This is a genomic window from Pseudomonas sp. CP4, assembly GCF_047758505.1.
Lineage (GTDB): Bacteria > Pseudomonadota > Gammaproteobacteria > Pseudomonadales > Pseudomonadaceae > Aquipseudomonas > Aquipseudomonas fluorescens_AO.
On the sequence record NZ_CP180489.1, the window covers coordinates 1,978,638 to 1,999,607 of the forward strand.

23 protein-coding genes are annotated in these 20,970 nt (G+C 59.1%); 3 read left to right on the forward strand and 20 right to left on the reverse strand.

The annotated features are described in order from the left end of the window. Nucleotides 1-2: 2 nt before the first annotated feature. The 10 genes from ACMYUN_RS08915 to ACMYUN_RS08960 all read right to left on the reverse strand — a co-directional run bounded on the left by ACMYUN_RS08915 (nt 3) and on the right by ACMYUN_RS08960 (nt 7,743). Nucleotides 3-1,874, reverse strand: coding sequence for a phage tail protein (locus ACMYUN_RS08915; protein WP_415763510.1), 1,872 nt, complete (start codon nt 1,872-1,874; stop codon nt 3-5). Then, nucleotides 1,875-2,510 (reverse strand): phage tail protein I, encoded by a 636-nt coding sequence (locus tag ACMYUN_RS08920; RefSeq protein ID WP_415763511.1) that lies wholly within the window; start codon nt 2,508-2,510, stop codon nt 1,875-1,877. Next, nucleotides 2,507-3,502, reverse strand: a complete 996-nt coding sequence (locus tag ACMYUN_RS08925) for a baseplate J/gp47 family protein (RefSeq protein ID WP_415763512.1) — start codon at nt 3,500-3,502, stop codon at nt 2,507-2,509. The genes ACMYUN_RS08920 and ACMYUN_RS08925 overlap by 4 nt, the downstream gene beginning before the upstream one ends. Beyond that, the gene (locus tag ACMYUN_RS08930; protein ID WP_136492053.1) at nt 3,499-3,831 is read right to left on the reverse strand and encodes a phage baseplate protein; all 333 of its coding nucleotides are present in this window, start codon (nt 3,829-3,831) and stop codon (nt 3,499-3,501) included. The genes ACMYUN_RS08925 and ACMYUN_RS08930 overlap by 4 nt, the downstream gene beginning before the upstream one ends. Nucleotides 3,832-3,845: 14 nt before the next feature. Continuing rightward, on the reverse strand, nt 3,846-4,454 hold the full coding sequence (locus ACMYUN_RS08935; protein ID WP_039762513.1) for a phage baseplate assembly protein V: 609 nt from the start codon (nt 4,452-4,454) through the stop codon (nt 3,846-3,848). 3 nt (nt 4,455-4,457) lie between these two features. After that, nucleotides 4,458-4,979 (reverse strand): hypothetical protein, encoded by a 522-nt coding sequence (locus ACMYUN_RS08940; protein ID WP_129998784.1) that lies wholly within the window; start codon nt 4,977-4,979, stop codon nt 4,458-4,460. Nucleotides 4,980-5,049: 70 nt separating this feature from the next. Further along, nucleotides 5,050-5,388, reverse strand: a complete 339-nt coding sequence (locus ACMYUN_RS08945; RefSeq protein ID WP_024011844.1) for a phage holin family protein — start codon at nt 5,386-5,388, stop codon at nt 5,050-5,052. A 139-nt stretch (nt 5,389-5,527) separates the two neighbouring features. Beyond that, the gene (locus tag ACMYUN_RS08950) at nt 5,528-5,932 is read right to left on the reverse strand and encodes a tail fiber assembly protein (RefSeq protein WP_039762508.1); all 405 of its coding nucleotides are present in this window, start codon (nt 5,930-5,932) and stop codon (nt 5,528-5,530) included. A 132-nt stretch (nt 5,933-6,064) separates the two neighbouring features. Beyond that, a complete protein-coding gene (locus tag ACMYUN_RS08955; protein ID WP_415763513.1) occupies nt 6,065-6,481 on the reverse strand; it encodes a tail fiber assembly protein in 417 nt (138 codons plus the stop codon). Nucleotides 6,482-6,999: 518 nt separating this feature from the next. Beyond that, a complete protein-coding gene (locus ACMYUN_RS08960; RefSeq protein ID WP_073476015.1) occupies nt 7,000-7,743 on the reverse strand; it encodes a helix-turn-helix transcriptional regulator in 744 nt (247 codons plus the stop codon). Nucleotides 7,744-7,945: 202 nt separating this feature from the next. On the opposite strand from ACMYUN_RS08960, the gene mutS reads away from it, so the two are divergent. Beyond that, on the forward strand, nt 7,946-10,528 hold the full coding sequence (gene mutS, locus ACMYUN_RS08965) for a DNA mismatch repair protein MutS (RefSeq protein WP_366301141.1): 2,583 nt from the start codon (nt 7,946-7,948) through the stop codon (nt 10,526-10,528). 163 nt (nt 10,529-10,691) lie between these two features. Next, nucleotides 10,692-11,015, forward strand: coding sequence for a ferredoxin FdxA (fdxA, locus tag ACMYUN_RS08970; RefSeq protein WP_310406754.1), 324 nt, complete (start codon nt 10,692-10,694; stop codon nt 11,013-11,015). Between the two features lie 532 nt (nt 11,016-11,547). On the opposite strand, the gene rpoS is transcribed toward fdxA, so the two are convergent. The 8 genes from rpoS to ACMYUN_RS09010 form a co-directional block, all read right to left on the reverse strand. Continuing rightward, complete coding sequence (rpoS, locus tag ACMYUN_RS08975) at nt 11,548-12,555, reverse strand: RNA polymerase sigma factor RpoS (protein ID WP_016771451.1); 1,008 nt, start codon at nt 12,553-12,555, stop codon at nt 11,548-11,550. A gap of 106 nt (nt 12,556-12,661) precedes the next feature. Further along, the gene (locus ACMYUN_RS08980) at nt 12,662-13,531 is read right to left on the reverse strand and encodes a peptidoglycan DD-metalloendopeptidase family protein (protein ID WP_039762497.1); all 870 of its coding nucleotides are present in this window, start codon (nt 13,529-13,531) and stop codon (nt 12,662-12,664) included. Between the two features lie 212 nt (nt 13,532-13,743). After that, on the reverse strand, nt 13,744-14,379 hold the full coding sequence (locus ACMYUN_RS08985) for a protein-L-isoaspartate(D-aspartate) O-methyltransferase (protein ID WP_160768345.1): 636 nt from the start codon (nt 14,377-14,379) through the stop codon (nt 13,744-13,746). 38 nt (nt 14,380-14,417) lie between these two features. Then, the gene (gene surE / locus ACMYUN_RS08990) at nt 14,418-15,167 is read right to left on the reverse strand and encodes a 5'/3'-nucleotidase SurE (protein WP_039762493.1); all 750 of its coding nucleotides are present in this window, start codon (nt 15,165-15,167) and stop codon (nt 14,418-14,420) included. After that, nucleotides 15,155-16,213: a tRNA pseudouridine(13) synthase TruD gene (gene truD, locus ACMYUN_RS08995; protein WP_415763514.1), complete on the reverse strand. Its 1,059-nt coding sequence runs from the start codon at nt 16,211-16,213 to the stop codon at nt 15,155-15,157. Before truD ends, surE begins: the two co-directional genes overlap by 13 nt. After that, the gene (gene ispF / locus ACMYUN_RS09000; protein ID WP_129998776.1) at nt 16,210-16,683 is read right to left on the reverse strand and encodes a 2-C-methyl-D-erythritol 2,4-cyclodiphosphate synthase; all 474 of its coding nucleotides are present in this window, start codon (nt 16,681-16,683) and stop codon (nt 16,210-16,212) included. Before ispF ends, truD begins: the two co-directional genes overlap by 4 nt. Nucleotides 16,684-16,726: 43 nt before the next feature. Further along, on the reverse strand, nt 16,727-17,572 hold the full coding sequence (gene fghA / locus ACMYUN_RS09005; protein WP_415763515.1) for an S-formylglutathione hydrolase: 846 nt from the start codon (nt 17,570-17,572) through the stop codon (nt 16,727-16,729). 96 nt (nt 17,573-17,668) lie between these two features. Beyond that, entirely contained in the window at nt 17,669-18,781 is a 1,113-nt protein-coding gene (locus ACMYUN_RS09010) for an S-(hydroxymethyl)glutathione dehydrogenase/class III alcohol dehydrogenase (RefSeq protein ID WP_110600129.1), read from the reverse strand. A gap of 116 nt (nt 18,782-18,897) precedes the next feature. On the opposite strand from ACMYUN_RS09010, the gene ACMYUN_RS09015 reads away from it, so the two are divergent. Next, nucleotides 18,898-19,794: a LysR substrate-binding domain-containing protein gene (locus ACMYUN_RS09015; RefSeq protein ID WP_039762484.1), complete on the forward strand. Its 897-nt coding sequence runs from the start codon at nt 18,898-18,900 to the stop codon at nt 19,792-19,794. 143 nt (nt 19,795-19,937) lie between these two features. Here the strand turns inward: ACMYUN_RS09015 and ispD are convergent, their stop codons facing one another. Continuing rightward, nucleotides 19,938-20,645: a 2-C-methyl-D-erythritol 4-phosphate cytidylyltransferase gene (gene ispD / locus ACMYUN_RS09020; RefSeq protein ID WP_041478120.1), complete on the reverse strand. Its 708-nt coding sequence runs from the start codon at nt 20,643-20,645 to the stop codon at nt 19,938-19,940. Further along, a complete protein-coding gene (gene ftsB, locus ACMYUN_RS09025) occupies nt 20,642-20,920 on the reverse strand; it encodes a cell division protein FtsB (protein ID WP_016771460.1) in 279 nt (92 codons plus the stop codon). Before ftsB ends, ispD begins: the two co-directional genes overlap by 4 nt. Nucleotides 20,921-20,970: the final 50 nt, after the last annotated feature.

Genomic DNA, 20,970 nt, shown 5'->3' on the forward strand with positions numbered 1-20,970 from the left:
TGTTACCAGCCAACGGAAATCCATGGCCCGTTCGGTTGACCGCTGCTGCCGATGGCAGAAACAGTGAACTTCGTAAGGCCACCGTACATAACGCATAGGGTGGAGGTGATTGAAGTAGAGCCCGTCGAAGAGCTGTTTCCGACCAGTGTCATCACCTGAGCCACTGGGTAGGCTATCGGAAAGGTGACGCTTACTTGTCCGCCTGCCTCAATCGCATTGATCGTCCCCCACTGGATGATCACGCCGCCTAGCCAGCTTGGCAGCATGAGGTATCCGGTACGTTCCCGGGATACAGAAAAGCCCCAGCGCAACTTCTTCGGAGTGACGATTGTTTTGTCATCTGCGCCCGCATCGGTCTGTGCCTGAGTAGCCACTTTTGCAGTGCCTTGATTGGACTCGGTAGATTGCTGTGCGAGCGCTGACAGTGCCGAGATATCGATGTTTCCCTGATTGACCGGGGCGTTCCAGGCTTTGATGCACCACATGACGGCGATGTTGCGGGGGCGTGCCTCTGCGCCACCAGAACTATTGAAGCCTGCCGCGAAATTGGTCATTACGGCCGTATTGCCGTTGTCTACCACTACGGCACTGGGATTGCTGCCGGACGCATTAGCGAACGCCTGCATGCGGGTGACCGTATGAGCGTGCGATTTGTTGTCGTCGGCCTGCCAGCTGCCAAGGCCACGCCCGGCATCCACCCCCCGCCCATGATCCCAACCGCGCAAAAACTCCCCGCGCGCCTCAGGCAACCGAAAGTTGCCAACCCCCTCATCACCCTTATTGAACTTGCCACCCAAATAGGCGCTCAAGTCCGGGTAAGTCGCGCTGCTCTTGACGCTGTTATCCAGCTCCAGAAAACCCGGCGGCGGCGCATCAACCGGAAACGCCACAATCGATCCCACTGGCAACGCCGAAGCCTTGGCGATCAGCGCTTCAACTTCAGCTTTGGTGTACGAATCCTTGATCCCAAATCCGGCCAGCGTCTCCGGGTTTGCACCCGCAGTCGCGCGACCATATTCATCAACCGTCAAACTCTTGTAAGTCCCCGCAGCAATCCCGGTTCGCCCGGCGAGCATCTTGAATTGCAGCGCGGTCGTGCCAAGGGTGATCGGTGCGTTGGTGGTCAGGTGCCACAGCGAATCTCCATTCACTACGCCCTCCTCCACCATAACCGTCAGGCCCGGAGTGACCTTGGCGCTGGTGTTGGCATCAGTGGCCCGCACCCAGTCGCCATTGGCAACAATCCACAGGCCATTGTCCTTGGCCAGGGTCTGGCTCGGCAGCAACACACGATCGCCGGCGATCACTGCCACACCATCAATCTGCTGCGCACCGCTCAATACGACATTGCCCGTTGCTGCGACTCGCACCGACTGCTTGCCATCAAGTTTGCCGAGTTCTTCAGCCAGATAACTCATGACCCAGGCACGCGTCGCCTTGACCACGGTGTCATCGATCAACAACGTCACCAGCGACGCATTACTGGTCTCGAAAATCGAGCGAATGTAAAACTCTTTACCCGAGCCCGACGTCGCCAGCACCGGTTTGAACGACTCCGGATATTTGACGATGGCGTAAAGAATCCCGGTGTCAGTCCACAGCCCTGCTTCCCGCACATACCAGCCGCCAACATCCGGCGGAATGGTCACTTCCGCGAGCAGCCAGCTCGGGTTCTTCTCGTCCTGGAACAGCGCATTCAGCGGTCCGCGCCAGACTTCGCGTTTCAGTGCAGTGGCGGTCGCGGCCGGGTTGTAGACTGTGCCGCCGCCATCGCCGACGGAAATCTGCGTCAACTTGATCGGCGTGCCCGCAGCCTTGCACGCCGTTTCGTAGGCAATCCCTGCGTTGGTGAGCAGGGTGTAATAGTCAGCCATTCAGGCCCCCTGAGGATAAATAGTGGATGTTTCGACGGTGTACAACGCGGCGGCCATGAACGCCTCGCCAGAGGTTTCAAGGCCCTCGATGAACACCGGATAAACCGTGGTCAGCTCGCCGCAGAACGTCGCAGCACCGATGACGTGACTGCCGAATGCGCTCAAACCCACCGATACGGAGAGAACGTCCCTCTCGCTTTTCGCATCGGTCAGACGGCGGTCGAGACGTGCATCGATTTCTTCGCTGTAGGGTTGGTCGCTGAAGGCTCGTACGGAAAAGCTGTACGGCACGCCGGGCGGTGTCTGTTCGTACCAGGCGCGGATCTCGGGTCTTAATTGCAAACCTTTGGCGGCGTTTTCCAGCGCCTTGCGGGTGCCGGCCTGGCGCGCGGTGGGCCAGGCCAGTTCGACGGTCAGGCGCTTCTCCGCCACCGGCGCATCAGTGCTCCATTCGGCGACGCCACGATCGGCAGCCAGATAAGGCAGGAAAGCCACTGGCGTTTCGCTGGGGTTCATCAATTCCGGGAACGGCGGTGCGATGCGATCAAGCAAGGCGCCGAAGCCCAGATCCAGTCCGCGCTCAAGTACCGAGCTGTTGGCTGGCAGTAAGGTCGGGCGCTGAGTTTTTTCACTCATAGCGTCAGCACCTCGACTTCGACCGCGGTGCAATAAGGCGCCTGAAAAGCGGTGGTGACGATCGGCGCCAGCGGTTCGAGAATCTGCAGTTGCACGGCGCCGGCGCTGTGCAACGTGTAGTCGATCCAGCTCGGATCGACCCGACCTTCCAGGCGATGACAACTGTCGGCGTAAGCCTGCAATTGCGCTTGCGCCGCGACCTTGGTCAGGCCCGAATCGGGACCGGAATTGATTTTGGCGACGACGCGGATTTTGTAGCGCTGGATCTCGGCAGCCTTGACGGTGACAAGGTCGGTTTCCGGGCGCACGTCGGGACGAGCAAAGTGCTGACGGACGCCGTCGAGCAATGCTTCGGAAGGCGTACCATCGCCGTCTCGAGAAAGCACGGTGACTTGCACTTCGCCCGGCGCAGTGCGCCGCCCGTTGCCATCCTTGACCTGCGCGGCGAGGCCGTCGGGATCGAAGGTGTAGGTGACGTTTACCACGCCGGAATCAGTGGACTCGACCTGCACCGTGGGCCGCTCGCCGAGGGTGAATACCTCACGGCGATACTGCATCCGCGAACCAGCCGCCGGTGCATGAGGTGCCAGGTAATAACGCAGCCGAGCGTCGTCATCACTTTCATAAATCGCCGGCACCGGCGGAAATGCCGCCGGGTCGCCGGGATCGAGCAATTGCCGCTCCAAGCCCATGTCCGCCAGCCGCGCATCCAGATTGCTGCCGGTCGCCCACCACGCCAGCATCTGCTTGATGCGCGCATTGTATTTACGCTCATGGGTTTGCAGACGCACGCAGAACGCTTCCAGCGCTAGGGTCAGCAATTCGCTTTCGTTTTCCAGACTCGCCTTGAGTTTCACGGCGCTGGTCGGCGAACGAGCACCCACGTATTCGATGACGAAAGTCTTGAACTCGGCGAGCAGATCTTCAAACGCTTCGACTGTGATCAGCGCGGGTTCGGCCAGCTGATTCTGGCCCGGGATAAGCATGCTCATGTCGCCACCTCGAAAGTTTGTTGGCGGTTTTTCCAGGTGCCGGCAAATCGCAGCAGCAGGCCGTCGCCGTGGCGACTGGCAACAATCACTTGCGGCTGAAAATCATCGATACCGTTTTGCGAGTTGTAGAACGCTTGCGCGGCGTGGCTCTGTGCCAGAAGCAGAATGTCGTCACCGAGGTTCTGCCCGAGGAGAGTGGGAATCAGCGAACCGTACAAAGGTCGCTTCTGCCGGGTGCCCAGCGGCGTGGTCAGGGCCCGGGTCGCGCGCTGCACAAACTGCAGCCAGTCGTCGACCGTGGCCCCGCTGTCTCTATCGATTCCGATCATGGAAAACTCTCGATTCAGGGGCTGATGACGCGGCCCTGGTGGTCGACCAAAGGGCCGCTGAAATGCACGCCCGAGGCGTCGATGCTCAGGCCGACGGCGCCCAGTTGCAGGGTGATCAACTGCGGAGTCATGGCCAGTCGCGCCGGGCCGATGCTGAACTGGAGCGACTCGCGAGAACCGTTGAACGCGGCCGGGCCGTTTTGCCAGTGCAAGGTGTGAGTGGCATCGTCGTAACCGCTTTCGCTGCCGTCGACATGCACCCGACGGGTCAGCGTCGGTACGGTCGAGGCCGCTGGGAAACGGTCACTGTTCAAACCGAACAACGCCACACTCTGCGCACCGCTTTCACCGCTGCCATAGTTGAACAGCAGGCACTGCTCGCCCACCGTCGGGATTCGCGATTCGCTTTGCGCACCGGCGCTGGGGTTGAAAAACTTGATCGCCGGCGTGAGCAATCCGCCATGGCTGACCTGGCAAGTGTTGCTAGCCGCATCGACCGATTGACAGATACCAATACGACAGAAACTCTCGGCACGGCGATGCAGGTCTTCGATTTCCGCTTCCATTTCCGCCAGACGCTCAATGATCGGGCCGAGCTGCATACGCAGTAATGCGTCGAACATCGGTCAACCCTCCAGCGCGGTGTATTGCTCGGGATCGTCGATATTGCTGACCTCCCAGGTGCGGGCAAATTTGGGCACGCCCAGCGGATCATCGAGCAGGGTCGGACCGAGGTAGAGGGTCTGCTCGAAGGTCAGGGTCCAGGCTTTGTATGGCTGATCGCCGCGAATGAGCAACGAGGGCAATCCATCGATATTCGTGGGCAGATCGCATTGATCGCCGGGCAATCCCCAGCGGTTGTCGGTGATCAGGTTTTTCAGCACAGCGATCAGGTCGCATGCCGTAAATGCGGTCGCAGAAAGCGCCGGCACGACTTGCAGTGACAACGTCATTACATGAGCGATACGCCCATCTGCGGCGCGCACGCCGGACGCGTTTCGGTCAAAGTCGATCAGTATCCAGGCCTGATCGCCCGCCGCAGTGAAGTCATCGGGACCGCCGACATTGAGGTTGAGACCGGCGGTGTTGCGCAGTGTCGTCGCGATGGCTGTAAACAGTTGCGACGGCTGCTGGATCGGTGTGGGCATACATGACCTCCTTTTCATTCGTCCACGCGCAGCCCTGCCGCCAACATGGCGGCACGGAAAATATTCAGGGTTAAGGCTGGTCGCGCGGCGGTACTTCGCAGACGCCGATGCGCTTGGCCGCCCAGCGTTCGTAAAGGCCGATGGCGACGTCGGCGCCGGCCATGGCGGTCAGGCAGCCAAACGCACCAGCGGCCCAGATCGACATGCCGGCGGCATACAGCAGCATGATTGCCGACACGCCGCAGATCATGCAGGCACCGGAGCGCAGGGCCAGCCGCCGTACCAGTGACCAGCCGCGGGCGCCCTCCTTGTCGGCACGCCACATTTCGCCGGACACCCCTCCGACGACGGCGAGGAGGATGACCAGCCAGATCGGCATGTCCGCCAACGCTTGTTGCTCGTTTGTCATGTCACGCCTCCGTGGGCAGTGGGTGATAGATGGGAATTGAGTTCAAATAATGTCTCTTCAGGCAGGCATTCCAAAAAGCCCGGCCTTGCGCCAGGCTTTTCAGCAATGCGGTCCCGCCGATCGATTACTCGAGTTGGAATCAGTAAGGTGCGACTGGCCACGCGATGTTCGCCGGATAACCAGACTGCTGATCGATGTCGCTGAGGGCGATGCAGTATTGCTTGTGGGCCAACAGCCGAGCCTGGTCGTCGCTGGTGGCGACGCCGACGTCGGCTTTGAACTGCAGCGAGTTCATCAGTAACCAGTTGGCGGCCCCATTCAGCAATTGCCACTTCTGCTGTTCGGCTTCGTTTCGCAGCTCTTCTTCGGTCGGTGCAGAGAAGGTCCAGACCCCATTGAAGGTTGCGCTCCAACCCACCCGAATATCCGTACTGCCGGTTACATCAACCCAAACCGAGGTTGGCGAAGCGGGTGGTTCAAGAATCACTTCACTTTCTTTCAACTGGACAACTCGGTTGTATTCAACCAATGCATAAAGACTCATTGGGTCTTCCTCATTTACTCTTTGGCAGGAATATCGCCGTGCAACTGGCAGGTATTTAAAAGCCCGGCAACAAGGCCAGGCTTTTCGGTAATGCACTGCGCATTTCAATATTGCGGATGCGTCAAATGTCGCTTATGGCACTTCAGGCCAAATGACGCTCAGTGGATAGCCCGGCTGTTTGTTGACTTGGCTCATCGCGATGAAGAACTGCTTGTAGGCCAGCAGTGCGGCCTCTTCAGCAGGTGTTGCCAGCCCCAGCTCGACTTTTTGCACCAGTGCCGACGATGCCAGGGTGAAGTTGACTTTGTCTAAACGAGTCATTCTTTCGTTACGCATTTGAATAGCCAACATGGACGGTTGCCCCCACATATCGCTATCAGTAAATGTCCAGACGCCGTCGGTGTTCACCGCGTTCCAGGAATAATCGATCTTGGGCAATGCGCTGACATCCACCCAGACTTGATCCGCCGGAAACTCATCGGTGATCGGGTTCGCGGTTTCAAAAATGTTGTCTACTTTGCCAGCGACAACACGTGCGTATTTCTTCATGCTCATCATCCTTATTGAGTGCCGGCATCCCGGCGTTTCAGTTTCTGCCCGGTAGGCATTCCAAAAAGCCCGGCGCTTGCACGCCGGGCTTTTCAGTAATGCGCTCCTTCGCCTTCCTTCCAATCCTGTATTCGAGAAGGGAGCTGACTTTTCGGCGCTACTGGCGCGGTACGAGTCCATTCAGATTGTTTTTCCGACCGCGGTCCCTGCCCGCCGGATAACTGCTTCTGGTGCTTTACGCTGCACACCCGGGTCAGTTGCCAACCCTCTGAACCGTTGAGGCCGGTTCATCGCTGCCTGTTCTTGTGAAACTAAAGAGCTTGTCTTGCCAGCCGCTTTATCGAGCGGCTTGGTGGCAAGAATATGCATGGATGCATATACAGTCAATGCGTAAATGCATTTATTTATGCATTAAATTTGCGCTTGCGCATGAAACCCAAGCGGGCCAAGGGGTGGGGAGATTTCTGCAGGCGAAAAAAAACCTGCCGAGGGGCAGGTTTCAGTTGGATGAACGAGAGTTAGCGGGCGTACATGCCCCACCAGAAGACGTGACCGAGGATGACGATCTGCTCTTCCTGGATTTCCTGGAAGCTGTAGTCCTCGTCCGGATGCTCGTCGCGATTGAAGCTGCGCAGGCGAATGCCGGTGGGCAGGCGATAAAGTTGTTTCACGCGCAACTGGCCGTTGTGATTGATCGCATACAGGTCGCCGTCGATGATGTCGCCGATACCGCACTTGCCGGCGTTGACGCCGACAGTCGCACCATCGCGCAGGACCGGTAACATGCTGTTGCCGCGCACCGTTACGCATTTGGCCTGGTCGAACTGCACGCCGTTGTGGCGCAGGCTGCGCTTGCCGAAGCGCAGGCTGGAGCGTTCGCTCTCTTCGATGACGAATCTTCCTGATCCAGCAGCCAATTCAACCTCACGTAGAAAGGGCACCGACACCTCGTCGTCATCGACGGGCGTGTCGTCGTCCCACAGGCTTATGTCCTTGAGTTCCGCATGCACGTCAGCGCGAGTGCCGCCGGTCGTTGGCGTGACATCCGCGCGCCCGCGCAACTGATCGGTGCTGACGTTGAAATACTCGGCGATCTTCGAGATATGTTTATCCGAAGGATCGACAATCTTCCCGCTGAGAATCCGCGAGAGCGTGGATTGAGGCACGCCGGTGCGACGGTGGAGCTCCGTGGGGGAGATCCCGTGCTGGTCGAGCAGTGCTCTTAAGACGGACGAAACGTTGCGTTTTTGCATAACGCGCATAGTGCTTGAAGTTTTTCGCGAAGACAAATGCTAATTTGCATAAATCGTGCATTGATCAACTTTTCACTGCAAGTAAACGCTCTCCCGACCGCAGTGCCTGCGTCGGGCTGACTGCCCATGGTAACCTTGCGCCCATCGCGGAAAAGCCCGGTCACTGCCCGCGCTTTGCCCTACATCTTTTAACGAGTTGCCCGACAATCCGATGAATAAAGCCGTCTCCGACCTGTCCTCCCACACTCCGATGATGCAGCAATACTGGCGCCTGAAGAATCAGCACCCGGATCAGCTGATGTTCTATCGCATGGGCGATTTCTACGAGATCTTCTACGAAGATGCGAAGAAAGCTGCCAAGTTGCTGGACATCACCCTGACCGCGCGCGGGCAGTCGGCGGGTCAGGCGATTCCGATGTGTGGGATTCCTTACCACGCGGCGGAAGGTTACCTGGCGAAACTGGTCAAGCTCGGCGAGTCGGTGGTGATTTGCGAGCAGGTCGGCGACCCAGCCACCAGCAAAGGCCCGGTTGAACGCCAAGTGGTGCGGATCATCACGCCGGGGACGGTCAGCGATGAAGCGCTGCTCGATGAGCGTCGCGATAACCTTATTGCTGCAGTGCTGGGCGATGAGCGTCTGTTTGGTCTGGCGGTGCTGGACATCACCAGCGGCAACTTCACTGTGCTCGAAATCAAAGGCTGGGAAAACCTCCTGGCCGAGCTGGAGCGCGTGAATCCAGTTGAACTGCTGATTCCGGATGACTGGCCAAAAGACCTGCCGGCGGAAAAACGCCGTGGCGTGCGTCGTCGTGCGCCGTGGGACTTCGAGCGTGACTCTGCGTTGAAAAGTCTCTGCCAGCAGTTTTCCACCCAAGACCTGAAAGGCTTCGGCTGCGAAAACCTGACCCTGGCCATTGGCGCTGCCGGTTGCCTGTTGGCCTACGCCAAGGAAACCCAGCGCACCGCCCTGCCTCACTTGCGCAGCCTGCGTCACGAACGCCTCGATGACACCGTGGTGCTCGACGGCGCCAGCCGGCGCAATCTCGAGTTGGACACCAACCTGGCCGGTGGCCGCGACAACACCCTGCAATCGGTGGTCGATCGCTGCCAGACCGCCATGGGCAGCCGATTGCTGACTCGTTGGCTGAACCGGCCGTTGCGCGATCTCACCGTGCTGCTGGCCCGCCAGACCTCAATCCGTTGCCTGCTCGACGGTTATCGCTTCGAAAAGCTGCAACCGCAGCTCAAGGAAATCGGCGACATCGAACGGATCCTGGCGCGGATCGGTCTGCGCAATGCGCGACCGCGTGACCTTGCGCGTCTGCGTGACGCCCTCGGCGCGCTGCCAGAACTGCAAGTGGCGATGACCGATCTGGAAGCGCCGCACCTGCAGCATCTGGCGGCCACCACCAGCACCTACCCGGAACTGGCGGCGCTGCTGGCAAAAGCCATTATCGATAACCCGCCGGCGGTGATCCGTGACGGCGGCGTTTTGAAAACCGGTTACGACAGCGAACTCGACGAACTGCAATCACTGAGCGAAAACGCCGGCCAGTTCCTTATCGATCTCGAAGCCCGCGAAAAAGCACGTACCGGTCTGGCCAATCTGAAAGTCGGCTACAACCGCATCCATGGCTATTTCATCGAATTGCCGAGCAAGCAGGCTGAATCGGCGCCAGCGGACTACATCCGCCGGCAGACGCTGAAGGGCGCCGAGCGGTTTATCACGCCCGAGCTGAAAGAGTTCGAAGACAAAGCACTGTCGGCCAAGAGTCGCGCGCTGGCTCGGGAAAAGATGCTTTATGAAGCGCTGCTCGAAGACTTGATCAGCCAACTGCCACCGCTGCAGGACACTGCCAGCGCACTGGCCGAGCTGGACGTGCTGAGCAACCTTGCCGAGCGCGCGCTGAATCTTGACCTGAACTGCCCGCGTTTCGTCAGCGAGCCGTGCATGCGCATCACTCAGGGGCGTCACCCGGTGGTCGAGCAAGTGCTGACCACGCCGTTCGTGGCCAACGATTTGAGCCTGGACGATAACACGCGCATGTTGGTGATCACCGGGCCGAACATGGGCGGTAAATCCACCTACATGCGGCAAACCGCTTTGATCGTGCTGCTGGCGCATATCGGTAGCTTCGTGCCGGCCGCCAGTTGTGAGTTGTCGCTGGTCGACCGCATCTTCACCCGTATCGGTTCAAGCGATGATCTGGCCGGCGGTCGTTCGACCTTCATGGTCGAGATGAGCGAAACCGCCAATATCCTGCATAACGCTACCGAGCGCAGTCTGGTGCTGATGGACGAAGTCGGGCGCGGCACCAGCACCTTTGACGGTCTGTCGCTGGCGTGGGCGGCGGCCGAGCGCTTGGCTCACCTGCGCGCCTACACCTTGTTCGCCACGCACTATTTTGAACTGACCGTGCTGCCGGAAGCCGAACCTCTGGTAGCCAACGTGCACCTGAACGCTACCGAGCACAACGAACGCATCGTGTTTCTGCACCACGTTCTGCCTGGGCCGGCCAGCCAGAGCTACGGCCTGGCAGTGGCGCAACTGGCGGGTGTGCCGAGCGAAGTGATCCTGCGCGCGCGTGAGCATCTGAGTCGCCTGGAAGACACTGCCCTGCCCCACGAGGCGCCGAAACCGGCGGCCAAGGGCAAACCGTCGACACCGCAGCAAAGCGATATGTTCGCCTCGCTGCCGCATCCGGTACTCGACGAATTGGCGAAAGTGGATCTGGACGATATGACGCCACGCCGTGCGCTGGAAATGCTCTATGCACTGAAGAACCGGATATAAGCACTGAAGAAGCGGATATAACGCAAATCGCTTCAAGCTGTTAGAATCTCGCGCGGTTCGGGATGCTGCTGGCTCATAGCCTGGTCAGCAGGTATCGCTCCCGAACCTGGCGACCCCAACCGTGAAGGGGCAACGCTGCCGCCGCCTGAGGAGAAAATTAGAAATGACCTTCGTCGTCACCGACAACTGCATCAAGTGCAAGTACACCGACTGCGTAGAAGTCTGTCCGGTGGACTGCTTTTACGAAGGCCCGAACTTCCTGGTGATTCACCCGGACGAGTGCATCGACTGCGCGTTGTGTGAACCAGAATGCCCGGCTGTGGCGATCTTCTCGGAAGACGAGATCCCAAGTGGCATGGAAAACTTCATCGAGCTCAATGCCGAGCTGGCGGATGTCTGGCCGAATATTACAGAGAAGAAAGATCCGTTGCCGGGCGCTGAAGAGTGGGATGGCAAGACCGGTAAAATTGCTGACCTCGAACGCTGATCTGCCTCGCGTCGAATGAAAAGGCCCCTTGCGGGCCTTTTTGCTTTGTGCAGGTTGTACTTTTTTGCAGGCGAAAAAAGGGGCGGTATGACCCGCCCACATTTTTTCCCTATTCCCTGTATTCCTTTTCATCGTCCTGATGAATCGCCTCCTGCGATGTCCGTTCCCCTCTTCCGTGAAGGGCGTGTCTGTCCGTCGACACAGCCCTGATATTAGAGAGTTTCCGCAGCGGAGCAATCAGGCTCAGGTGCATGACTACGCTGACATAAAGACATAACAATTGAAAAATTTTCTGCAAAATCAGAAAGTTACCGTTTGGCAACGAGTGCAATCGCCTTCCGCCGAAGTGTAAAAATAGCGAACACTTACGACACAGTAAGCAAAGGCTTACAGCGCGAGACTACAAACTCAGAAAATGCAGACCGCTCGTCTGGCACCTCGCCTGCCAGCCCCGATGCACGAGACAGGCATAAACAAAAAGCCCCGACTGATCAAATCAGCCGGGGCTTTTTGCGGGCGGTCGATCAGGCGCTTACTGAAACAGCGACTCGCTCGACAGGCCATTCTTCTCCAGGATCTCGCGAAGGCGCTTTAGGCCCTCCACCTGGATCTGCCGTACCCGCTCGCGGGTCAGACCGATCTCCAGGCCTACGTCCTCAAGCGTGCTGCTTTCGTGGCCGCGCAGGCCAAAGCGGCGGATCACCACCTCGCGCTGCTTGTCGGTCAGTTCCGACAGCCATTGATCGATGCTCTGCGACAGGTCGTCATCCTGCAGCAGTTCGCACGGATCCGTTGGACGATCATCAGTGAGGGTGTCCAGCAGGGTTTTATCCGAATCCGGACCCAGCGAGACGTCGACCGAAGAAACCCGTTCGTTCAGGCCGAGCATGCGCTTGACCTCGCCCACCGGTTTTTCCAGCAGGTTGGCGATTTCTTCGGGTGAAGGTTCGTGATCGAGTTTTTGCGTCAGCTCGCGTGCGGCCCGCAGGTACACGTTGAGCTCCTTGACCACATGAATCGGCAGCCGGATGGTCCGGGTCTGATTCATGATCGCGCGTTCGATGGTCTGACGGATCCACCAGGTGGCATAGGTTGAGAAGCGGAAGCCGCGCTCGGGATCGAACTTTTCCACCGCGCGGATCAGGCCGAGGTTGCCCTCTTCAATCAGATCCAGCAGCGACAGCCCCCGATTGACGTAACGCCGGGCGATCTTGACCACCAGCCGCAGGTTACTTTCGATCATGCGCTTGCGCCCGGCCGGATCGCCACTTTGCGACAAGCGCGCAAAATGAACTTCTTCTTCCGGGGACAGCAGAGGGGAAAAGCCGATTTCGTTGAGATACAGCTGCGTGGCATCAAGTGCCCGAGTGTAGTCGATGTATTTATGTTGTTTGAGTGTGGCGGAGTGTCTGGATTTGGAACGAACGGAAGGTGGAGCAGCCCCTTCATCATTCAACATCGAATCCGAATCGATGCCGGTCTCCATAAGGAGAACCTCATCGTCGATGTCAAACTCCGGCACTTCTTTACTGAGAGCCATTGTTATAGTCCTTTGGTGAGTTCGACCCCAAGCTCAAGCGACGCCTTTATCCTTGGCAACGCTGGAGCCTGTCCCCTCTACGCGACGGAACAGGCTGGCCTTCAAATCAACGTCTTGGCAGGAACTGCAGCGGATCCACAGGTTTACCTTGGCGGCGAATCTCAAAATGCAGTTTCACCCGGTCTGTACCCGTTGACCCCATTTCGGCAATTGTCTGTCCGACCTTGACCTGCTGCCCCTCCCGAACCAACAGCCTGCGGTTATGTCCGTAAGCACTGACGTAGGTTTCGCTGTGTTTGATGATGACCAATTCGCCGTAGCCCCTTAAGCCACTCCCGGCGTATACGACCGTCCCATCAGACGCAGCTAAAACAGGCTGTCCCAAATCTCCGGCGATATCAATTCCTTTATTCAAACTACCGTTTGAAGAGAATTTTCCAATCAGAACGCCATTAGATGGCCATCCCCAGCCGGTCGGGGCCGGGCCTGCCGGAGGCAGTGGCGCGGGCGCAGGTTTGCTCGCGACGGACGGTACAACCCCTTTGGAACCGGTGGTTGTAGTGGTTGTGGTGCCATTCGCCTGGCGCCGGATTACCGTGGTTTTACTCGACGAAGAAGGTGAAGAACTGGCGTTGCTCACGACCGCAGTCGGCGTTGAACCGCTGCGCCCGTCGAAGCGAATTGTCTGACCCGGATGGATCGTATACGGCGTAGGAATGTTGTTCCGCGCGGCGAGGGTTTTGTAGTCCCAGCCGTAACGAAAGGCGATCGAAAATAAGGTATCGCCAGGACGGACTACATATTGCCCGGTGGTTACGGTAGGACGTTGTGCCACCGCATTGTTGCGATCGACAACCCGCACGTTGCTCGATTTGGTGCTGGAGCAACCGACCAGCAAGGTGCTCAAGACAAGGCCAGTCACCAGGCGCTGAAAGCTCGTGTTACCCATACGCTGCGCAATGACTGTGAGACTCACCCGCCGCTCCCTTTTGTGGTGGCTGAAAATTCTGAATGCCGCACTGCGGCATGAGGTGTCGCAAGTATAACGGGCCGAACCGGCTTTACCTTTAATGAAGCGAAATCACCGGGCGCACACGTTTGCCAGTGGCAAATACGCTGCGTTTAAAACCTGGCTGCCGGTGTAAGACCGGCGCCGTTGAAAGGAATTCAGCGCCTGTTTACAAATGCTCAGGCCAGTGGCCCGTTGAGCAAAGGCACGAAACGTACAGCGCCCAAAACGTGTCGGGAAAAGCCATGTTCTTCGCGCACGATCAGCATCAGTTGCTGCACTTCACCGGAGCCGACTGGAATCACCATGCGTCCACCAGGAGCCAATTGATCAAGCAAGGCCTGTGGCACATCGGTGGCCACGGCGGTGACGATGATGCCGTTGTAGGGCGCCAGCGCCGGCCAGCCTTCCCAGCCATCGCCCCAGCGAAATACCACGTTACGCAGGTTCAACTCGACCAGACGCTCCTTGGCGCGATCCTGCAGCACCTTGATGCGCTCGACGGAAAACACCCGCTCAACCAATTGCGACAACACGGCCGTCTGGTAGCCGGAGCCCGTGCCGATCTCCAGCACTTTATCCAGCGGACCCGCTTCCAGCAGCAGCTCGCTCATGCGCGCCACCATATAAGGCTGGGAAATGGTCTGGTTGTTGCCGATCGGCAGCGCGGTATCTTCATAAGCGCGATGCGCCAGCGCCTCGTCGACAAACAGGTGACGCGGTGTGCGGCGGATCACTTCCAGCACTTTGGCGTTCGATACGCCTTCTTCATACAGCCGCTGGATCAGTCGCTCGCGCGTACGCTGGGAGGTCATGCCAATGCCGCTGCGCAGGCGGTCGTCATGTTCACGCATCAGCTCAGCCCCCCCAGCCAGCCGTCAAGACTTCTGAAGGCATCATTGAAAGTGCGATCAAGCTGCAACGGTGTGATGGACACATAACCCTGCATCACGGCATGAAAATCGGTGCCCGGGCCGCCATCCTCAGCGTCACCGGCAGCGGCGATCCAGTAACCGGCCTTGCCGCGCGGATCGACCACTTTCATCGGGGCTGCCGCGCGAGCGCGGTGGCCGAGGCGGGTCAACTGAATGCCACGGATGTGATCGATGGGCAAATTGGGGATGTTCACGTTGAGTACCGTGCGCGGTGGCAGATCGAGCCCGGCGTGGGCCTCGACCAGTTTGCGCGCAAAGTAGGCCGCTGTCGGCAGGTTGTCCACCTGACGCGAGACCAGGGAAAAGGCAAACGATGGGCGCTGGAGAAATCGTCCTTCCAGCGCAGCCGCCACGGTTCCGGAATACAGCACGTCGTCACCAAGATTGGCGCCCAGATTAATGCCGGAAACCACCATGTCCGCTTCGCGTTCAAGCAAGCCGTTAAGGCCCAGGTGAATGCAATCGGTCGGCGTGCCGTTGAGGCTGATAAAGCCGTTGGCCAAGTATTGCGGGTGCAGCGGACGGTCGAGCGTCAGCGAACTGCTGGCGCCGCTTTTGTCCTGCTCCGGGGCGATAACCACGCATTCGGTGTAGTCCGCCAGCGCAGCATAAAGCGCGGCGAGACCGGGCGCGGTGACCCCATCGTCGTTAGAAATCAGAATACGCATGGGCTGTCCGTCTGCCCCACCGGCACCAGATCAACGAGCTCGCGCACCAATACGGTGGCGAAGCATCCGGCCGGGAGGACGAATTCCAGTTGCAGAATGTCAGGTTGGGGATAATGCCACGTCAACCCGCCAATGGGCAGCCGCAGGATGCGACGTTCATGGCTCATGCCGGCGTGGATCAACCAGTCGCGCAGCTCCGCTTCGCGGGTGGCGATCGCCTGCTCCAGTTCATGGACAGCACCAGCAGCCGGCGAGTCACCTACACCCCACTGCGGACCGGTCGGGTGCAGGTCGAGAATCGCCAGACGCGGGTCGCTGCATTCGGCTTCACCGGCCGGGAAAAAACTGCGGCTGTCGGTGAAGGCCAGCAGATCGCCAACCAGCGCGGTGTTCCAGGTGCCATCGGCGACGCGCGCCGCCAGCACCTGGTTGAACAGAAAGCTGCGCGCCGTCGACAGCAGGCGCGAGCGCACATTGCGCTGTTCCGGCAAAGCCTTGCGCGCCGCCCACGCCCGCGCATCGACAACGTTACCGCCGTCATGGCCGAAACGCTGGGCGCCGAAATAATTGGGAATGCCCTGCTTGGCGATCAGTTGCAGGCGTTGTTCAAGCGCGTCTTTGTCGCCATTGAATTGCGTCAGGCGCAGGGTGAAACCGTTGGCCGAATGCGCACCGCGTTGCAGCTTGCGCTTATGGCGCGTGGTCTTGAGGATCTTCAGCGTGTCGTTTTCCGCCGCCGTCAGATCCGGGTCGGCCTTGCCCGGCAGTTGCACGCTGAACCACTGTCGTGTCAGGGCCTGACGGTCTTTCAGGCCGGCATAGCTGACGGTGCGCAACGGCACACCCGCCGCCTTGGCGATTCGACGGGCCGCTTCTTCGGTATTCAGACCGCGTTTTTCGACCCAGATCCACAGGTGTTCGCCGTCACCGCTGAACGGGATATCCAGCACTTCATCGACCTGAAAATCTTCGGCAATGGCTTTCAGTACTGCGGTACCAAGCGCTTCGCCATAGGCCCGCGGGCCGAGCAATTGCAGTTCATTCATGCGCGCAGCAACAAGGCAACGGAGTGCACGGCGATGCCTTCTTCGCGACCGACAAAGCCAAGCTTTTCGGTGGTGGTAGCTTTGACGTTCACTTGATCCAACTCAACTTGAAGATCCGCCGCGATCAGCGCGCGCATCGATTCGATATGCGGCGCCATTTTTGGCGCCTGGGCAACGATGGTGTTGTCGACGTTGCCGACTCTCCAGCCCTTGGCGTGGATCAGACTGACCACATGACGCAAGAGCACACGGCTGTCGGCGCCCTTGAATTGCGGGTCGGTGTCCGGAAAGTGTTTGCCGATATCACCCAGCGCCGCCGCGCCGAGCAAGGCGTCGCTCAAGGCGTGCAGCAGGACGTCACCGTCGGAATGAGCGAGCAGCCCGAAGCCGTGTGCAATCTGCACGCCGCCCAGAGTAATGAAATCGCCTTCAGCGAAACGGTGCACATCGTAGCCGTGGCCAATACGCATAAAAAAACGCCCCGATTTTTGTCAGGGCGTGATTCTACCTGCATTAACCGCGCAGAGCGCGCGCGTGATGCTGCAAGTGGTCGTCAATGAAGCTTGAGATGAAGAAATAGCTGTGGTCGTAACCCGGTTGCAGGCGCAGCTCCAGCGGATGCCCCGCTTGTTTTGCGGCGTGTTGCAAGGCTTCGGGTTTCAGTTGCGTGGCGAGGAAATCGTCGCGATCGCCTTGATCGACCAGCAACGGCAACTTCTCCGTCGCCTCCGCAATCAGCACACAGGCGTCCCACTCCTTCCACTTCGAACGGTCTTCGCCCAAATAGTTGGAAAAGGCCTTCTGGCCCCACGGGCAATCGATCGGATGGGTAATCGGCGAGAACGCCGACACTGATTGATAACGACCCGGATTGCGCAGCGCGCAGACCAACGCGCCGTGGCCGCCCATGGAGTGGCCGCTGATGCTGCGCTTGTCGGATGCGGGGAAATGCGCTTCGACCAGTGCAGGCAGTTCCTTCACGACATAGTCATGCATCTGATAGTGCCGCGCCCACGGTTCCTGGGTGGCGTTCAGATAAAACCCCGCACCGAGACCGAAGTCCCAGGCCTTGTTCGCATCGTCCGGAACATCCGGGCCACGCGGGCTGGTATCCGGGGCGACAATAATCAGACCGAGCTCGGCAGCCATGCGCATCGCACCGGCCTTCTGCATGAAATTCTCATCGGTGCAGGTCAGCCCCGACAGCCAGTACAACACCGGCAGCTTGCCGCCCTGCTCCGCTTGCGGCGGCAGGTACACGGCAAAGACCATGTCGCAATCAAGCACTTCGGAACGATGGCGATAGCGCTTGTGCCAGCCACCGAAACTCTTCTGACAGGAAATATTTTCCAGATTCAAGGGATTCTCCCTAGCTGTAAGCTGCAAGCCGCAAGCTTCAAGAAAAAGCACGAACACCTTTACTTGCAGTTTGAAGCTTGCAGCTCGGGGCTGCTGTTAGAAATGTATGACGGTGCGGATGCTCTTGCCTTCGTGCATCAGGTCGAACGCCTTGTTGATATCTTCCAGGCCCATGGTGTGGGTGATGAAGGTATCCAGCGGAATTTCGCCGCTCTGGGCCATGTCGACGTAGCTCGGCAATTCAGTACGACCACGCACGCCGCCGAACGCCGAACCACGCCAGACGCGACCGGTAACCAACTGGAACGGACGGGTGGCGATTTCCTGACCGGCACCGGCAACGCCGATGATGACCGACTCGCCCCAGCCTTTGTGGCAGCACTCAAGCGCGGCGCGCATGAGTTGCACGTTGCCAATGCACTCGAAGGAGAAGTCGACGCCGCCGTCGGTCATGTCGACGATCACTTCCTGAATCGGACGATCGTAGTCTTTCGGGTTCACGCAATCAGTGGCACCCAGTTGTTTGGCGATTTCGAACTTGGCCGGGTTGATGTCGATGGCGATGATGCGCGCAGCCTTGGCTTTCACCGCGCCGATCACGGCCGACAAGCCAATACCACCGAGACCGAAGATGGCCACGGTGTCACCTGGCTTGACCTTGGCGGTGTTGAGCACGGCGCCGATACCGGTAGTCACTCCGCAACCGAGCAGGCAGACCTTTTCCAGCGGCGCGTCCTTGGAGATCTTCGCTACGGAAATTTCCGGCAGCACGGTGTACTCCGAGAACGTCGATGTGCCCATGTAGTGGAAAATCGTTTCGCCCTTGTAGGAAAAGCGCGAAGTGCCGTCCGGCATCAGGCCCTTGCCTTGGGTGGCACGAATGGCCTGGCAGAGGTTGGTCTTGCCCGACTTGCAGAATTTGCACTGGCCGCATTCCGGGGTGTAGAGCGGAATGACGTGATCGCCGACGGCAACCGAGGTCACGCCCTCGCCGATCGCTTCAACGATGGCGCCACCTTCGTGACCGAGGATCGACGGGAAGATGCCTTCCGGGTCTGCGCCGGACAAGGTGTAGGCATCGGTGTGGCACACCCCGGAAGCGACCACGCGCAGCAACACTTCACCAGCCTTCGGCATGGCGACATCGACTTCTACGATTTCCAGCGGCTTCTTGGCCTCGAAGGCAACGGCGGCGCGCGACTTGATCATGCTGACTCTCCAATGAATCCAATAAATAAAAAAGCAGACAGACAGTGTAGTTCAGCGCACCCTGAGGAATAATCCGAGCCAAAGCAAAACATTATTGCCATACGGGGATAATCCAAGTGTCGGAAAACCGCTGGGAAGGCATCGACGAGTTCGTTGCCGTCGCCGAATGCAACCAATTCACCGCCGCTGCCGAGCGTCTTGGGATCTCGTCCTCGCACATCAGTCGACAAATCGTACGACTCGAAGAGCGTTTGCAGACGCGCCTGCTCTATCGCAGCACCCGGCGGGTGACGCTGACCGAAGCCGGGCAGACGTTTTTGCAACATTGCCAACGTTTGCAGGATGGTCGCGAAGAAGCCTTGCGCGCGGTGGGCGATCTGTCCAGCGAACCGAAAGGCATGCTGCGCATGACCTGTGCGGTGGCCTATGGCGAACGGTTTATCGTGCCGCTGGTGACGCGGTTCATGGGACTGTACCCGCAGTTGCGCATTGATATAGAGCTGAGCAATCGCCAGCTGGATCTGGTGCATGAAGGGCTGGATCTGGCGATCCGTCTGGGACGGTTACAAGATTCGCGCTTGGTCGCGACACGTCTGGCGCCACGAAGAATGTATCTGTGCGCGTCGCCTTCCTACCTGGAACGGTATGGGCGCCCACACAGTTTGTCGGAATTGAGTCGGCACAATTGCCTGATTGGCAGTTCGGATATCTGGCAACTGGAACAGAACGGGGGGGAGTTTTCCCAGCGAGTGCAAGGAAACTGGCGCTGCAACAGTGGGCAGGCGGTGCTGGATGCGGCGCTTCAGGGTGTCGGGTTGTGTCAGTTGCCGGATTATTACGTGCTCGAACATTTGCACAGTGGCGCGCTGATTTCCTTGCTGGAGGCGCATCAGCCGCCGAATACGGCGGTGTGGGCGCTGTATCCGCAGCAGCGGCATTTGTCGCCGAAGGTGCGCAAGTTGGTGGATTTTCTTAAAGAAGGGTTGGCGGAGCGGGCGGAGTATCGAAGCTGAGTGATGGGTTGTTCGTGCGGCCGCCTTCGCGAGCAAGCTCGCTCCCACAGTGGACGTGCAGTGACTGCAAATCTGGTGTCAGGCGCAAATCAAATGTGGGAGCGAGCTTGCTCGCGAAGGCGGCGCAATGGACGCCACAGCAATCAGCGGCGGTTAGCCCACCGCTGGCGCAACCATTCCAGATCTTCCGGTCGGGTCACCTTGAGGTTATCCGCGCGCCCTTCGATCAGACGCGGCGCCAGACCGGCCCATTCCATCGCCGAAGCTTCATCGGTGATCACGGCATCCGCAACCAGGCTGTCGGCCAACGCCCGATGCAACGCGCCGAGGCGGAACATCTGCGGCGTGTAAGCCTGCCAGATCACGCTGCGATCCACGGTTTCGACCACACGCCCGTTCTTATCAACGCGTTTGAGCGTGTCGCGAGCGGGCACCGCCAACAGACCACCGACCGGGTCATCCGCCAGTTCGGCAAGCAACTTGTCGAGATCGTCGCGACTGAGATTCGGCCGGGCCGCATCGTGCACCAGCACCCAATCGTCATCGTCGGCACCTTGCGCATGCAGATGCAGCAAGGCATTGAGCACCGAAGCGGAACGCTCCGCGCCGCCATCAACCCGCTGAATGCGCGGATCGTTGACGCATGCCAGATTCGGCCAATATGGATCATCGACAGCAAGACTGACCACCAGCCCCTTGAGGCTCGGGTGATCGAGGAAACAGCCGAGGCTGTGTTCGAGAATTGTGCGCCCGCCCAGTTGCAGATATTGCTTGGGACGGTCCGCGGCCATTCGGGCACCGACGCCCGCGGCAGGAATCACGGCCCAGAAGGCCGGCAGGGAATCGATCATTGGGCCAACTGGTAAAGGGTTTCGCCGTCCTTGACCATGCCCAGTTCGTGACGAGCCCGCTCTTCAACGGTCTCCATGCCTTTCTTCAGCTCGCTGACTTCAGCGTCCATCACCCGGTTGCGCTCCAGCAGGCCTTCGTTTTCGGCATGTTGCTCGGCGATCTGCTGTTTCAGCTCGGCGACCTGCGCCAGACTGCCATTGCCCACCCACAGGCGGTACTGCAGACCGGCCAGTAGCAAGAGCAAAACAAGAAACAACCAGTAAGGACTGCGCATCGAATATCAGGTATCCAGTGAAAAAAGACAGCCACGCATCATGTTGCAGC

Bases quoted from the DNA above. Each gene is read 5' to 3' on its own strand.
- ACMYUN_RS08915 (WP_415763510.1), bottom strand. From the start codon at position 1,874: ATGGCTGACTATTACACCCTGCTCACCAACGCAGGGATTGCCTACGAA.
- ACMYUN_RS08920 (WP_415763511.1), bottom strand. From the start codon at position 2,510: ATGAGTGAAAAAACTCAGCGCCCGACCTTACTGCCAGCCAACAGCTCG.
- ACMYUN_RS08925 (WP_415763512.1), bottom strand. From the start codon at position 3,502: ATGAGCATGCTTATCCCGGGCCAGAATCAGCTGGCCGAACCCGCGCTG.
- ACMYUN_RS08930 (WP_136492053.1), bottom strand. From the start codon at position 3,831: ATGATCGGAATCGATAGAGACAGCGGGGCCACGGTCGACGACTGGCTG.
- ACMYUN_RS08935 (WP_039762513.1), bottom strand. From the start codon at position 4,454: ATGTTCGACGCATTACTGCGTATGCAGCTCGGCCCGATCATTGAGCGT.
- ACMYUN_RS08940 (WP_129998784.1), bottom strand. From the start codon at position 4,979: ATGCCCACACCGATCCAGCAGCCGTCGCAACTGTTTACAGCCATCGCG.
- ACMYUN_RS08945 (WP_024011844.1), bottom strand. From the start codon at position 5,388: ATGACAAACGAGCAACAAGCGTTGGCGGACATGCCGATCTGGCTGGTC.
- ACMYUN_RS08950 (WP_039762508.1), bottom strand. From the start codon at position 5,932: ATGAGTCTTTATGCATTGGTTGAATACAACCGAGTTGTCCAGTTGAAA.
- ACMYUN_RS08955 (WP_415763513.1), bottom strand. From the start codon at position 6,481: ATGAAGAAATACGCACGTGTTGTCGCTGGCAAAGTAGACAACATTTTT.
- ACMYUN_RS08960 (WP_073476015.1), bottom strand. From the start codon at position 7,743: ATGCGCGTTATGCAAAAACGCAACGTTTCGTCCGTCTTAAGAGCACTG.
- mutS (WP_366301141.1), top strand. From the start codon at position 7,946: ATGAATAAAGCCGTCTCCGACCTGTCCTCCCACACTCCGATGATGCAG.
- fdxA (WP_310406754.1), top strand. From the start codon at position 10,692: ATGACCTTCGTCGTCACCGACAACTGCATCAAGTGCAAGTACACCGAC.
- rpoS (WP_016771451.1), bottom strand. From the start codon at position 12,555: ATGGCTCTCAGTAAAGAAGTGCCGGAGTTTGACATCGACGATGAGGTT.
- ACMYUN_RS08985 (WP_160768345.1), bottom strand. From the start codon at position 14,379: ATGACCTCCCAGCGTACGCGCGAGCGACTGATCCAGCGGCTGTATGAA.
- surE (WP_039762493.1), bottom strand. From the start codon at position 15,167: ATGCGTATTCTGATTTCTAACGACGATGGGGTCACCGCGCCCGGTCTC.
- truD (WP_415763514.1), bottom strand. From the start codon at position 16,213: ATGAATGAACTGCAATTGCTCGGCCCGCGGGCCTATGGCGAAGCGCTT.
- ispF (WP_129998776.1), bottom strand. From the start codon at position 16,683: ATGCGTATTGGCCACGGCTACGATGTGCACCGTTTCGCTGAAGGCGAT.
- ACMYUN_RS09010 (WP_110600129.1), bottom strand. From the start codon at position 18,781: ATGATCAAGTCGCGCGCCGCCGTTGCCTTCGAGGCCAAGAAGCCGCTG.
- ispD (WP_041478120.1), bottom strand. From the start codon at position 20,645: ATGATCGATTCCCTGCCGGCCTTCTGGGCCGTGATTCCTGCCGCGGGC.
- ftsB (WP_016771460.1), bottom strand. From the start codon at position 20,920: ATGCGCAGTCCTTACTGGTTGTTTCTTGTTTTGCTCTTGCTACTGGCC.